Origin of the sequence: Bacillus sp. JJ1562 (assembly GCF_036962705.1) — a bacterium.
Taxonomy (GTDB): domain Bacteria; phylum Bacillota; class Bacilli; order Bacillales; family Bacillaceae_L; genus Ferdinandcohnia.
Map to the genome: position 1 here is coordinate 1 of NZ_JBALOQ010000020.1, position 14,744 is coordinate 14,744.

The 14,744-nt window shown below is 37.0% G+C and carries 12 protein-coding genes and 2 riboswitches; of the genes, 2 read left to right on the top strand and 10 right to left on the bottom strand.

The features are described from left to right. Positions 1-343: 343 nt before the first annotated feature. From V7097_RS13625 to V7097_RS13665, 9 genes are all read right to left on the bottom strand, one after another. Positions 344-1,666 carry an NCS2 family permease gene (locus tag V7097_RS13625; RefSeq protein WP_335704173.1) on the bottom strand — a complete coding sequence of 441 codons (1,323 nt, stop codon included), beginning with the start codon at positions 1,664-1,666 and terminating at the stop codon, positions 344-346. Between the two features lie 149 nt (positions 1,667-1,815). Further along, positions 1,816-1,918, bottom strand: a riboswitch (purine riboswitch). Positions 1,919-2,005: 87 nt separating this feature from the next. Next, a complete protein-coding gene (gene guaA / locus V7097_RS13630) occupies positions 2,006-3,526 on the bottom strand; it encodes a glutamine-hydrolyzing GMP synthase (protein WP_335704193.1) in 1,521 nt (506 codons plus the stop codon). Between the two features lie 230 nt (positions 3,527-3,756). Further along, a riboswitch (purine riboswitch) is annotated at positions 3,757-3,858 on the bottom strand. A gap of 33 nt (positions 3,859-3,891) precedes the next feature. Then, entirely contained in the window at positions 3,892-6,069 is a 2,178-nt protein-coding gene (locus tag V7097_RS13635; protein WP_335704174.1) for a DUF4129 domain-containing transglutaminase family protein, read from the bottom strand. Further along, positions 6,066-7,283 (bottom strand): DUF58 domain-containing protein, encoded by a 1,218-nt coding sequence (locus tag V7097_RS13640; RefSeq protein WP_335704194.1) that lies wholly within the window; start codon positions 7,281-7,283, stop codon positions 6,066-6,068. Before V7097_RS13640 ends, V7097_RS13635 begins: the two co-directional genes overlap by 4 nt. Continuing rightward, on the bottom strand, positions 7,283-8,245 hold the full coding sequence (locus V7097_RS13645; RefSeq protein WP_335704175.1) for an AAA family ATPase: 963 nt from the start codon (positions 8,243-8,245) through the stop codon (positions 7,283-7,285). The genes V7097_RS13640 and V7097_RS13645 overlap by 1 nt, the downstream gene beginning before the upstream one ends. 198 nt (positions 8,246-8,443) lie before the next feature. Beyond that, positions 8,444-9,616, bottom strand: a complete 1,173-nt coding sequence (locus V7097_RS13650) for a quaternary amine ABC transporter ATP-binding protein (RefSeq protein WP_335704176.1) — start codon at positions 9,614-9,616, stop codon at positions 8,444-8,446. After that, positions 9,616-10,476 (bottom strand): ABC transporter permease, encoded by an 861-nt coding sequence (locus tag V7097_RS13655; protein ID WP_335704195.1) that lies wholly within the window; start codon positions 10,474-10,476, stop codon positions 9,616-9,618. The genes V7097_RS13650 and V7097_RS13655 overlap by 1 nt, the downstream gene beginning before the upstream one ends. A 116-nt stretch (positions 10,477-10,592) precedes the next feature. Beyond that, positions 10,593-11,603 (bottom strand): ABC transporter substrate-binding protein, encoded by a 1,011-nt coding sequence (locus V7097_RS13660; RefSeq protein ID WP_335704177.1) that lies wholly within the window; start codon positions 11,601-11,603, stop codon positions 10,593-10,595. Positions 11,604-12,241: 638 nt separating this feature from the next. Beyond that, a complete protein-coding gene (locus tag V7097_RS13665; RefSeq protein ID WP_335704178.1) occupies positions 12,242-12,625 on the bottom strand; it encodes a hypothetical protein in 384 nt (127 codons plus the stop codon). 325 nt (positions 12,626-12,950) lie between these two features. Here V7097_RS13665 and V7097_RS13670 point away from each other — a divergent pair, with 325 nt between their 5' ends. Then, the gene (locus tag V7097_RS13670; protein WP_335704179.1) at positions 12,951-13,085 is read left to right on the top strand and encodes a hypothetical protein; all 135 of its coding nucleotides are present in this window, start codon (positions 12,951-12,953) and stop codon (positions 13,083-13,085) included. A gap of 47 nt (positions 13,086-13,132) precedes the next feature. Here the strand turns inward: V7097_RS13670 and V7097_RS13675 are convergent, their stop codons facing one another. Beyond that, positions 13,133-13,933 (bottom strand): serine/threonine protein kinase, encoded by an 801-nt coding sequence (locus tag V7097_RS13675; RefSeq protein WP_335704180.1) that lies wholly within the window; start codon positions 13,931-13,933, stop codon positions 13,133-13,135. A 220-nt stretch (positions 13,934-14,153) separates the two neighbouring features. Between V7097_RS13675 and V7097_RS13680 the strand changes: the two genes are divergently transcribed. Further along, positions 14,154-14,243 (top strand): YjcZ family sporulation protein, encoded by a 90-nt coding sequence (locus tag V7097_RS13680; RefSeq protein WP_335704181.1) that lies wholly within the window; start codon positions 14,154-14,156, stop codon positions 14,241-14,243. Positions 14,244-14,744: the final 501 nt, after the last annotated feature.

A 14,744-nucleotide genomic window follows, 5' to 3' on the forward strand; every position in this document is an offset into this window, starting at 1 on the left:
CTCAATAAGTTTGTTACTTAGAATTAAACGTTGACGCTTGTATTGTGTTCAGTTTTCAAAGAACTTTTTTGACCCGCTGTTCATCAGCGACTTTTATAATATATCATCTTTAAAAGTCTATGTCAACACCCTTTAATCGGTGATACTTTTTTTAAGGCGCTGTAGCAGCGACCTACTTAATATACCAAGTTATTATTCCACCGTCAACCTAAATTGTTCTGGAATTTCCGACCAATTCCACCCTACTATTCCAAAATGCGATAAATATCGCTAGATGACAAGCGCAGACTTCGACTCAACATAAAAAAAGGACACCAGATTTCGAATCTGGCATCCTCGTTTTTTACACTAAGAAAATAAAATATAAAATAAAGATGATGAATAAAGCGTACATAAGTGGGTGAATTTCTTTTGCTTTTCCTTTTACCATCATTGTGATCGGGTAAAAGATAAAGCCAATCGCAATACCTGTAGCAATACTAGATGTTAAAGGCATTGTCACGATTGTTAAAAATGCCGGAACCGCAATCTCGAATTTTTTCCATTCGATATCACCTAAGGTTGCAACCATTAATACACCAACAATGATTAGAGCTGGTGAAGTAACAGCTGGTGTTACTACTCCTAATAAAGGAGAGAAGAATAAGGCTAACAAGAAAAAGATGGCTGTTATTACTGAAGCAAATCCTGATCTTGCACCAGCTGCAACTCCTGCTGTTGATTCAACATAAGAAGTAGTAGAAGAAGTTCCTAAGATTGCTCCAATTACTGTTCCACTTGAATCAGAAACTAGAGCTCTTCCTGCTCGTGGGAGTTTATTATCTTTCATGATTCCTGCTTGGTTTGCTACACCTACAAGAGTTCCGGCTGTATCAAAGAAGTCAACAAACATAAATGTAAGGATAACGACCAACATATCTATAGTGAAAATTTCTCCGAAGTGTGTTAATGCAGCTCCGAATGTTGGTGCTAAACTTGGTACAGAACTTACAATTTTATCAGGTGCATCGATTAAGTTAAATAGCATCCCAACGATAGCTGTAATTACCATACCGATAAATACTGCACCATTTATATTACGAACCATAAAAATTACTGTAATAACAACACCAAAAACTGCTAATAATGTATTTCCATTTGATAAATCACCTAATGCTACTAAAGTAGCTGGATCCGCAATAACAATTCCTGCATTTTTAAGACCTATAAATGTAATGAATAATCCAATCCCTGCTCCAACTGCTAATTTTAAGTTTTGCGGGATGGCATCGATAATTTTTTCACGAATACGAGTTAATGTTAGGATGACTAATACGATACCTGATACTAAAACCCCAGATAAAGCCGTTTGCCATGCAATACCCATACCTAGGACAACTGAATAAGCGAAGAATGCGTTTAGTCCCATACCAGGAGCTAGGGCTACAGGATATTTCGCAACGACACCCATGATTAATGTTCCGAGTGCTGCTGCAAGAGCTGTCGCAACGAACACTGCGTTCGCATCCATTCTTAATGCATCTGGTAAATCTGGTACATCGCTTAATGATAAAATTGATGGGTTAACGAATAAAATATACGCCATTGATAGGAACGTTGTGATTCCACCAATAATTTCTCTTCTATAAGTAGTTCCAAGCTCGTCGAATTGAAAATACTTTTTCATATGATTCCCTCTCCCTTTGATCCATATCGTCGTAAAAAAACTGAGTCTATTATAAAAACAAAATCATAAAAGCGCTCCAGAGAAATATCTGAAGCGCTTGACGTTAAGGTTAACGATAGAAAAGGAGAATCATAGTCAGTAGACTCTCTTCATTATCTGTTATACCTCGTAGTCAAGCTAATTTACGGTAGCCTGGTAGAAACTTTTGGGCCATATTCCCAAGATTATACGACGTATTTCAACAAAATCTATATTTCGATTTTATTATATGACAATGTACCTAGTGAGTCAACCTAAAAAACGAACATTATTTTATTTATTTTTTTTAACGTTCGTGTATTATTCCCACTCAATTGTTGCTGGTGGTTTACTTGTGATATCATACACCACTCTGTTTACATGACTTACTTCATTTACAATTCTTGTTGAAATGACTTCAAGAACGTCCCAAGGGATACGAGCCCAGTCTGATGTCATCCCATCAATTGATGTAACAGCACGGATTCCAATTGTGTGATCATATGTTCTTGCATCTCCCATTACTCCTACACTACGAATATCCGGAAGAACAGTAAAGTACTGCCAAATTTCGCGCTCAAGACCCGCTTTTCTAATTTCCTCTCGAAGAATGTAGTCAGATTCACGAACAATCTCCAGTTTATCATCTGTTATCTCACCTAAAACACGAATACCTAATCCAGGTCCTGGGAATGGTTGACGCCATACGATTTCATCAGGAATACCGAGCTCTGTTCCTAATGCACGAACCTCATCCTTAAATAAGGTGTTTAGTGGTTCGATTAATTGAAACTGCATATCTTCTGGTAGTCCACCAACATTGTGATGTGATTTGATGGTTTGTGCAGTTGCTGTCCCACTTTCAATAATATCTGTGTAAAGAGTTCCTTGTGCAAGATAATCAATTCCTTCAAGCTTTGCAGCTTCATCATCAAACACATAGATAAACTCGTTACCGATGATTTTACGTTTTTGTTCTGGATCACTTACCCCTTTTAGCTTAGATAAGAAGCGATCCTTAGCATCGATTTTAATCACATTCATATGGAAGCCTTCACTAAAGGTCTTCATCACACTTTCAGCTTCCCCCTTACGAAGAAGGCCATGGTCAACGAACATACATGTTAATTGATCACCGATTGCTTTATGGATTAATACAGCAACAACTGAAGAATCTACACCACCGCTAAGTGCGCAGAGAACTTTTTTATCACCAACGGTTTGACGGATCTTTTCCATTTCGATTTCAATGAAGTTTTCCATGGACCAGCTGTCTGTGCATCCGCAAGCGCCGAATACAAAGTTTTTAAGAAGATCATTTCCATAAACAGAGTGACGTACCTCGGGGTGGAATTGAACACCAAATAAGTTACGATCTGCATCACTCATAGCTGAAATTGGGCAAGACGGGCTAACCGCATCAACTGTAAAGCCTTCTGGTGTTTCTACTACTAAATCTCCGTGGCTCATCCACACTACTTGTTCATTTGGGATATTTGAAAAAAGAACAGATTCGTTTTGAACATTAATGGTTGCTTTTCCGTACTCACGGTTATGAGCCTTTTCTACACGACCACCAAAGTGCTGTGTCATGAGCTGCATTCCGTAGCAAATACCTAATACAGGAATACCTAAATCGAAAATTTTCTCATCACATCTAAAGGAGTTTTCATCGTAGACACTATTTGGCCCACCTGATAAAATGATTCCCTTTGGCTGCATCGCCTTTATTTCTTCAACTGTCAAAGTGTGTGGGTGAAGCTCACTATAAACCCCAAACTCACGGATTCTTCTTGTGATTAATTGATTGTATTGGCTACCGAAATCTAAAACAACGATCATTTCTTGAACATTATTCACAAAATCACCTCGTTATATTTTGTAATATATCCTACAGATAATATACATCAAATATGCCTCGGCAGATTTTATTCGAGCAAGCTCGAAAAATTTCCTTTAAAAATCTGAGGCATCCGCCGGGGGCTTTTACTTAATTCTTCCGGTTCAAACCCCGGAATTAAGTAAAAAAATAGAATCCTGCCCATAAAGGCAGAATTCTAGTTCACGTACACAAATAGAATAGCTGCCTTCATAGTCAAACCATTTACGGTGGTCTGGTAGAAACTTTCGATCCATATTATCGAGGATATACGAAGGATACTTCTATTAAAATTGTGTTTTTATTCTATCAATCAGGTACCTGTTGGTCAAGATGATATCTTTTTAATTAAATTTTCCCATAATTCGACGGACTTTATCCATTCTTTATTGGCATTATCTTTACGGTATAGAGCTCGTTCATAGCTTAGCGTTAATTGCTCCATTTCATGCCCTTTGTAAAATTTATCTACTTGGATCGAATATTCCCTCAAGGTTTGCCCGTCTTTTCTCGGGAAACCTACACGATCCAATTGTTTTAGCAACGCTTTATACGCTTTAAAGTACACCTCTTCATCTTTGGCGTTTTTGTATAACCATATATAAAGATATGGCATCCATTTTTTTCGCGTTTTAAACAGGATGTAAACGATCAAGAAGATGCTTAATAGGATAATTAACACGTATTTCCATGAGAAAATATCCGAAAGTTTTTCAAAAATACTGCTGTCCGTTTTTTCTGAAATAGGTGTTGCCGCTGTTTCTTGCGCCTCTTCTTCCTTAGGCATTTCCTCCGGTGTAGTTTGTGGTGTTTGACTATTTTGGTTTCCAGTCGTCTTTAAATCAAAGGAAAATAGATTAGAGTTACTAAATCCCTTGGTTGGCTCAAAGGGTACCCAACCAAATTCCGGAAAATAAACTTCAACCCAAGAGTGCGCGTTATTGTTCGTAATTTCATAGGAGTTTAATTCGACTCGCTCTCCCTCAGTATAGCCTTTTACCCATCTAGCCGGAATATCAACCGCACGCAATAATACAACCATTGAAGTTGAAAAATTATCACAATAGCCCATTTTTGTATCAAACAAGAATTGATCAACATAGTCCTGGTTACCTTCTGGGACGGCTACATTTTGGGTATCATATACAAATCCATTTACCTGGAAGTAATTTTCGACGGCCTTTACTTTATCGTACCGGTTCGTTTGTGAACTGGTGATTTCTACTGCAAGATCTTTTACTCGGTCAGGTAAATCAATAGGTAATTGAGTGTACCTCTCTCTGAAAATGTCATTCTGTTCTAAGCTCCCCGTCTCTGTAACCTTATTGAGATGGTTAATATAGTATTTAGGATACTCATAATGAAGCGAATAGCGATCCAATTTAACTTCATCATTGCCCCTTAAAGTAGAGATTTTTTCAGATAACGGGTTAACACTAAATTGGATATCAGTCTCTGCCTCAACAGACGTCAATCCTAACGGATACACAATATGCGAATACTTTAGATCCATTTGAATTTCTGATTCGAATTCCTCAACCTCTGTTTTTGACTCATACCAATTCAAGGCTGTATTTTCATCGTAGAAAATTTCCTTTTCAGCTTGCCCTGATAATCTCCAACCCTTTCCAGTGTAGGTATCTTTGGATTCAACACGCCAATAATGGCGCTTTTCAGTCTTTGCTGTAAATACAACAGTATCATCAGCGATAAAGGGTCCACCCAGGTTTTGGTCATTTGTACCATAACCAATTTTCTTTACCCCATTTATTGAACCATTTGCATTCTCCTGCCCATACCCTGTTAAAAATGGAACTGGATCTGGCCATTGAGGTGCTGCCTTTGGTGACACGTAGCCAATAAATGTAGAAAACAAAATAAAAACAACTAAAGGAATCGCCCATTTTTTCCCGATATTTACATGCTTTGAAAGCTCTTTGTCTTTTAATCGCTCAAATTGCAAAATCCCAAGCATAAAAAATCCGATTAACACAGTCCGAGTAATCGCTGCTTCGGCGTCATACGGGCTGAATGTGTCGATCACCGTGATATAAATAATGGTTAATACGAAAAATAAAAGAATTCTTTTTTGATGAGTAAACCAATAATGAAGTAAATAACTCATTAACCAGAGCAAAATGCAAAAGAGAAGCGTCCGGAAAATCGGTGTCATTTCCCACCAATTCGCTTGAAACATAAGTCCGATATTTTTAATAAAATCGGCAATAAATTCACCTAACCATGCGAAATCTAAGAAGTCCTGTTTAAAATAGAGTGAATGAATCATAAAAACAATCAGTAAAATCTTAATCAGTGCACCGAGCAAAAATGGCACTCGTAAAAATAGCAAGAGAAAGCATGCACCAATAAAAATAACAAACCCGGATGTCTCCTGAGTATCTGTCACGGTTTTAAGTGGTCGTAGCCATTCCCACAGCAAAAGAAAGCCAAAGATATTCAATAAAAGGTTCCGAATATCACGTTGTGCTGGAACTTTAGGCTTCATGATTTATTCACCCCATAAAATACGTCTGCAAAATGCCCTTCATAGACGACTTTCGCAAATACATTGTGCTTTCGAATTGCTCCAAGGACACCAATTTCATCTTGCGTCAGCTGCGTTCCTTTTTCTTTTATCACGAAAAACTGTAAATCTGCATTTCTCATTGAAAATCTTCCGACTAAATGAATCATACTCTCGCTTAACTCACTCGTGACAAGTATGAAGGTTACAGGTTGATAGATTTTTTTTATCTCTGATTCTACAATTTGTGAAAAAGGGATAGGGCTATTGTCTTTTACCTTTGCTAGGTGGTGATAGATCACTTGTTGCTGGGATTCACCATCCTTTAAAGGAAAAATAGCTTGATCCTCCCCAATAGAGATTAATGAAACCTGTGCTCCTTTTCTCAAAATTGCTTTTGTAAGGGAGGCTGTAAAGGTTACAACTTGGTCAAAATGAGTTGATTTGGTTCGATCCATGAATAAAACGACATCATGGCTTTGTTGCTGCTCGAATTCCTTGGTCATAATGTTATTTCGCCTTGCTGATGCCTTCCAATCAATCCAAGAAAATCGGTCCCCTGGTGTATATTCTCTTACACCAATTGCAATCGCTGTATCCCGCTGCAATCTCACATTTGAAGAGGTCATCCCTTGTTCAAAGCGACTTTCAAGCTGTCGATATACCATATCTACGTACTGTGGATATACTAAAAACTGGTCACGAACCGGAAGCAAAGTTTCTTTTTCAATAAGTCCGAACAAATCTCCTGTCTTGATTCGAATTCCTTCTAATATATGTTCTCCCCTCGGGATTGAGTCGAATTCGTATTTATAGGATAATTCCCGCTTAAACCAGGGGAATAACACGACCTTAGATTGCTTTGATTGCTCATATTTTTTTAATTGTTGGGGGATACGCTCCTCAATTATTAGGTACATTAATGGAAAAGGGATCTTCCGCCTAATCACAATGGTTGCTTCAAATTTTTCCCCAGCCACAAACTCTGTTTGGTTGATGTGACGAATCAGCTTAAAATCTTTAAGAGAATAGATTGATAGAACGAAAGAATATAACCCAAACGGGATGAAACTATAAAATAGAAACCAGCTTACAAATCCACCTTGAAACATCGCATATACGAATGTTGCAACAATGAGAAGAAAGATATTGACGAGCCTACCCGTTTCTTTTAGCTTTCGAAATAGTCTCCTCATCAACGATTCAACGACCTTTGCACTGGAATCGGTGTTCTTTCAATGATTTTCTCAACTATCTTATCGGTTGTCATTCCTTCAAATCTCGCTTCCGATTTTAAAATGATTCGATGTGGGAGTACGTATGGTGCTAGGTATTGAATATCATCTGGAATCACAAAATCCCTTCCATGAATTAAGGAATACGCCTGAGCCGCCTTCATTAATGCGATTGAACCACGCGGACTAGCCCCTAAATAGATAGAGTTATGCTCTCTAGTTCGTCTTACTAAATCGACAATATATTCTTTAATTGTTTGGTCGACATAGACCTCTTTTACTTCGTTTTGAAGGGCAACTAACTCTTCAAGGCTAATGACCGCTTCTAGCTGTTCAATTGGCTTAGCCTTTTCCGCTCTATTTAAAACCTCGATTTCCTCATTTACGGACGGATAACCCATTTTCATTTTTAATAAAAAGCGATCAAGCTGTGCTTCTGGAAGTGGATATGTTCCTTCATATTCAATTGGGTTCTGTGTTGCCATGACAAAGAATGGTCTCGGTAAGGCCCTAGTTACTCCGTCAACCGTGATGCTACTTTCTTCCATACCTTCAAGTAAGGCTGATTGTGTCTTCGGAGATGTCCGGTTGATTTCGTCTGCAAGAACAATATGTCCAATGATTGGACCTGGTCTGAACTCAAATTGTAGTTCTTTTGGATTATAGATTGACGTCCCAGTTACATCCGATGGCAATAGGTCGGGCGTAAACTGAATTCGCTTAAAATCCGCACTTACTGATTTTGCAAGGGAACGCACCATCATTGTCTTCCCTACACCTGGTACATCCTCTAATAAAACATGTCCTTCTGCTAGTAATGCAACCAGGCTTAATGTGGCAACATCTCTTTTTCCGATCATTACTTTTTCAATATTTTCGATAACTCTTCCTAAAACTGGATGTAACATATCAAGCTGCGTCATTTTTCGTCCCCCTAAAACCTCGTATCGTTTTACAATATATGTAACTATTATACTATTCACACACTAATTATAAAAGCGATTATAGACGATTCCAAATTTCAACAATACCAAATGTTTTATTTGCCCAGATACGCTCTATTATTACCGAAAAAAATGACCCAGATTGTTAATATAATCTGAGCCATTCATTCATAATACTTAAACCAAACTTGAAAGAACATGAACACGGAGGATGATTCCAAGTAGTCGCTGATCCTCGTCTACTACAGCTAACGGAAACTTTGTTTCCAACGCCTTTGGAATGATGTCTTGAACATATTCATCCTTTGAAACTGTAAAAATATCATCCCGAATCACATCAGTCAGTGTCTTCTTTTCCTTGATTCCATCTATACAATCGTCAATAGTTACGATTCCCTCTAAGCGTCTATGCTTGTTCACTACGAATACACTTGAGATCCCGTTCTTCTGCATTTCTTTTACAGCCACCTGTAAGCCATCTTTAAGAGATACCAAAGCGCTTGATTTAATCATGACCTGCTCTGCTTGTAAAACTTTCGAACGGTCGATATCCTTGATAAACTCAGATATATAGTCATTTGCAGGAGTCTCGATAATTTCCTCAGGCGTACCAATTTGCTCGACTACCCCGTCCTTCATCACAGCGACACGGTCGCCAAGTTTGAAAGCTTCATTGATATCATGTGTGATAAAAATAATGGTCTTTTGAAGCTTATCCTGCAGCTCTAAAAGCTCAAGCTGCATTTCTCTACGAATGAGTGGGTCAAGTGCACTAAACGGTTCATCCATCAGGAGTATATCCGGGTCGTTTGCCAGTGCTCGAGCAAGTCCAACCCGCTGCTGCATTCCGCCTGAGAGCTCTCCCGGATATTTATCCTCATATCCTTTTAGCCCAACACTTTCAATATTTTTTAACGCAATTTCTCTACGTTCTTCCTTTGAGACATTTTTTATTTCAAGGCCATATTCAACATTTGCTAAAACCGTTCGGTGACTAAATAAACCGAAGTGCTGAAACACCATTGCAATTTTATCCTGTCTGAACTTCTTTAACTGGGATGAATTATAGCGAACAACATCTTCATCATCTACATAGATGGCTCCAGACGTTGGTCTATTTAAGAGGTTAAAGCAGCGAATCAAAGTTGACTTACCACTTCCGGAAAGCCCCATGATCACAAAGATTTCACCTTTTTTGATTTCCATTGATGCATTATACACACCAACAGTATGATTGGTTTTTTCTAAAATTTCTTTTTTACTCATGCCATTTTCAACCATCGGAATGATTGATTTTGGTTTTGAACCAAATATTTTTGAGACGTTCTCTATTTTAATTTTTGTTTCCATTATTCCGACCCCCTGTGTTTCTGGAACGAGCTTGCTACTCCGGATGTCACACGGTCAATAATGATAGCTAAGAACACGATACTGATACCTGCTTCAAATCCGAGTGCCATATCAATACGGTTAATTGCGATTAGAACCTGTTCACCAAGTCCCTTCGCCCCAACCATTGACGCAATAACAACCATCGCGAGTGCCATCATTGTTGTTTGGTTAACCCCCGCCATAATCGTTGGAAGCGCCTGTGGCAATTGAACCTTTGTTAGCATTTGCCATCTTGATGAACCGAATGATTGAGCAGATTCAATCACATCTTCATCAACATTTCGAATCGCTAGCTCAGTCAATCGGATAACAGGTGGCAACGCATAAATCAACGTTGCAAATACTGCAGAAACGTTACCTAGGCTGAAAAAGAAAATCGCAGGGATTAAATAAACGAAGCTCGGCATTGTCTGCATCGCATCTAAAATAGGTCTCATGACAACGGAAAATCCTTTACTGAATGCCATCCACACACCTAGTGGAATCCCAATAACTAGGGATATGAGAACCGATGTTAAGACAATGGCTATCGTAATCATTAATACATCCCATAATCCAAACGTTCCAATTAAGAAAATAAAGAATGCATATAACACACCGGAAAGAACAGATTTAAAGCGCCATCCTAAAAGGAAAATAATAATTAAGAAGAGCCACCATGGAATGAAATTGAGAAAACCACTTATTCCATTAATTGTTTGAGAGGAGATTAGATGTATGAAATCAAAAAAACCTTCGAAAGTTATATCTATCCATTTAATAAATTTTTCTACATATTCACCGATAAATTCCCAACGAATATCTGGAAAACTACCCATAAGCAGGTTACATGATGTAACCATTCACCTCACTTTTATTTACAAAACCTGATTGTTTTCGACTACTATTCTTGAAAATTGTAGTAGTTGGCAGGTTGCCAACTACTACGTAACCATTATTCTAGTGATTTTTTTACTTTTTCAGCGATGTCTTCTGAGACCCAAGAAGTCCAAACATCTTCATGCTGCTTCATCCACCACTGGGCAGCCTCTTCGGCGGAAGCATCATTTTCATTCATATATTTAAGAGCTTCTTCAGTTAAATCGTTACTAGTTTTATAATTTTTTAGAAACTCCACAACCTCTGGTGCTTGTTCACCCATGTCCTTGTGAACAGCTACGACAACATCATTTGGTGGGAATTCAGTTCCAAAGTCTTTGTTCCATTGTTCTTCGTTATATTCCGGTTCTTCTAAAAGGGTAAGATCATATTTTGCAGTTACCCATGTTGGTGACCAGTAATATCCGACCCAACCTTTGCCCTTTTCATATGCATCGACTAGAGTTGCAACCGCACTTGAATCTGAGCCTGGACTAATATAGTTAAACGTATCTCCTAAGCCATATGTGTCAACCTTAACTGACATTGTTTCCCCAACAGCCCATCCAGTAGGAGCACCTACGATAAGGCCTTTGCTTGAATCCTCTGGATCTGGGAATACTTTAGGGTATTTCTTTAAGTCCTCAACCGTTTTTAAATCTGGTGCTAACGGCTCAATCCCTCTTTCTTTATCCCCTTCAATCACATAAGTCGGTACATATAACCCTTGGCTATTATCATCAAAGTTTGTAGATGCTGTTTCAATATCTCCAGCATCTGTCATTTCTTGATATAGCTCTTTTACATTGTCAGTCCAAACTTCCATATACACATTTATGTCACCTTGACGTAAGCCTTCAAGTGTTGCAGCAGTCGATCCTGTTGTAACATCTGTTTCATACCCATATCCTTCCTCGAGGATTCTTTGTGCAATACTGTTATGGAAACGAATACTGTCCCAACCAGCATCAGCAAGCACAATTTTTTCTAATTTTTCTGGTTCACCATCACCTGAAGACCCTTCACTACTACAACCAACTAAGGCTAGTAATAGAACGGTTATTAATGTAATTAACTTTTGTTTCATAAATGATTTCTCCCCTTTTTCTTTTTTCAGCTTCTATTTGTAAGTAAACCGATATATTTACTTTGTTTAACAAACCAAATAACCCCACCAAAAATGAATAACCATTCATTTTTTTAGCATTTTCATATTCCTAACAACCTAACTAAAAATGTTTTATTTAATTAGAATAATAGAAAGGCAACAATTAATTAGACGAAAAATGTAGAAGAGATGTAATGGCTACATATTTCAGTTATTTGAGGATACATCTTTTTCGACTATTGAGCTTGGAGGGAATAGATTTATTGTTTAACAGTGGTTAATCTTAGGCTTACATTAAAAGTATAGATGAATAACAAAATGAGGACAAACCTGATAATCTAGCATATCTCGGGATAAACAAGCATATTTCATGATTTCAAAACCTCAGGTTGCCAAAAGCATTTATCCTTTAAAGATTCTCCCATATCCTCTCATATCCTCCAAATATGGTGTAATTTTCAGTTTTTTTACAAAAATACGCTATATGTAGTATTTAGGTAGGACCTTAGTCCCTCTATTTAGTACAGTTGGGTTTGGTAAACTCGCCTATTAGCGTGCGGATTTTGTGGAACAATAGAAAAAAAACCAGATGTAAGCACCTGGTTTTCGTTTTCCCTCTATTCAACTTTCCTTTTTTTCTTTTGCAAGTACTTTTCGTTAATCACAAGTACCTTACCATCCTCAGCTGGTTTATATTTTCGAAATTTGAATTTATTCTTTTCAAATAAGATGTTTCCGACGATATAAATAGGTAGAATGATAATCAAATTAATAAACATTTGTAGTAATAGGTTTAATTCATTTTCAAATACATAAATGGTAAATACCGCATGAAACGCAAACGACACCATTAACACAATAAGCACATTACATATATGAAAAGCGATCACACTCGTTTTTTCACGAAACATTCGCTCTAGTTCAATCTTGAAAAAAAGTGTAATAAACACTGAAATCCCTATTGCAATAAGAGTAACAATATATGTAAAAACTGTGTGCATTTTTTTCATACCCCTCAATCTCACATATTCCCTTATAATCAGGGCTTTCGTCTCGAAACTAACTATAGCTTTATTGTATCACAAGAAATGAAAAATTAGAGTTTGGCCAGCTTTTGAAAAGCTTTTTTAATCCTCAGTGTACCTAAACATGATATGCCAATGAAAAAGACAAAAAACTACCTCCTTGTTTTTGGAAGCAGACGTCAAAATAGCATCCAAATACTTACGTATGTTAGAATAGGCAAAAGCAAACATACTACGAAAAGAGGCGAATTTATGTTTGATAAAATCAAAAGGCAACTAAGAAATATCGCACGAGGAAGCAGTGGTAGAAGACAGCGATACTACGGAGGAAGTAGTAGCCACAAAAGACATCGTTACTACGGAGGAAGCAGTAGCAACAGAAGGCATCGTTACTTTGGAGGAAGCAGTAGCAGAGGACGAAAATATAACCCAATGAGTGGAAGTAAACGTTATAAACGTAGGAGCTGGGGAAGCAGCAGCTAATTACCCATCAACTGCTATTTTCGAAAAAGCTTTGACTGCTGTATTAAGATCATTCAAGATAGGATCAATTGTGGAATACGGTTCTTCTATTCTTAGCAGTTTGTTCAATAAATAAACGGTTTCCTGCCTTAACGAAAGTTCTTCTGTCCACGGAAGGGCTTTTTTAGTTTTTGAAGAATATGTTGTGTAAAGCAAGTATAGAAGGATATCTCCTAAATCATAATAGTCCTGAAGTTTCAACTCTTCATTATTATTTTCAAGGGATTGATTAGGTTTTACTTGTTTTGCCAAACCAAAATCGATTAAATAAGGCTCATCGTTTTTTAATAAAATGTTTGGTATCCGTAAATCAAGATGGTAAATATCCTTTTTATGAAGGTAATCAACAAACTTAATTAATTTCGCAATAAATAATAACGACTCTTTCTCATTAAATGTCTTCTTATTTAGAAAAATTTCGTCCTCTAAGTTTACTCCATCAATATAACCCATTGCATAAAAATAATGACCTCTTTCCGAAAAGGCCTCGTAAAACATTGGCATTTGATTATGTTTCAGTTTTTCCATGATAGCTGTTTCCTCATGAAATAGCTTGATTTCATTCATATTTCTACGCTTACTTGGTCGCAGTTGCTTTATTACCTTATCTTCCTTCGTTTGTAAATCACGACAAAGATATACAATTCCATAACTCCCTGTCCCAATCATATCTTTAACCTGGTACCGATGATTTAATATTTCTGCTTCTTTTATAGGTACATCAAAAATAAACTGATATATTTTTCGGATGGGACGTAGCATAATTTACTCCTTTTAACTTTGAAATATAGGATCTATATCTAGAATTACCGTACGGCATTAGGGAAATGCGCTAATACTTCAAGTATACAGATTTAGATATTTTTAATAAACGATATTTCCACGAATATCCTCATTCAAATGACCATAACACTTTTTTTCCAATGCATATAGTATGAATGTAAGACTACAAAAAACCATTTATTCAAGGAGGTTTCACTTCATGTCTGATTTCAAAAATAATAATGACTTTGTGCTAATTGTTGTTTTGTTTGTCTTATTGATTATTGTAGGAGTATCTTTTGTATTTTAAATAATTCTTTACTCAAATCACCTAATTTAGGGGCACATACCGGCTGCCTCTGTTAGCCACAAAGCTTTAAGTTAACAAAGAAAAAGGTATAACTCACTAATTTTATTAGAAGTTATACCTTTGTGTATTCATTTGGTATCGGCCAATCAACTTGTTCATTCAAAAATGTGTATATGCCTATAAACCACTTTTACACTAAATAAAACATTTCAAGACCTTAATAGGCATCCACACAATCGCTTAGGTATTGACCTACATATGGTATACAATTAGGTTGGATTTGGCCCTTCAACAAGATTATGAAGAGGATTTGGGTTAAGATTTCGATTACTTTTCCTCTTCATACAGATTATGAAGAGGAGTCTGATCAAGATTTCCATTACTTTTCCCCTTCATACAGGTTATGAAGAGGAGTTTGATCAAGATTTTGATTTCTTTTCCCCTTCATACAGATTATGAAGAGGAGTTTGATCAAGATTTCCATTACTTTTCCCCTTCATA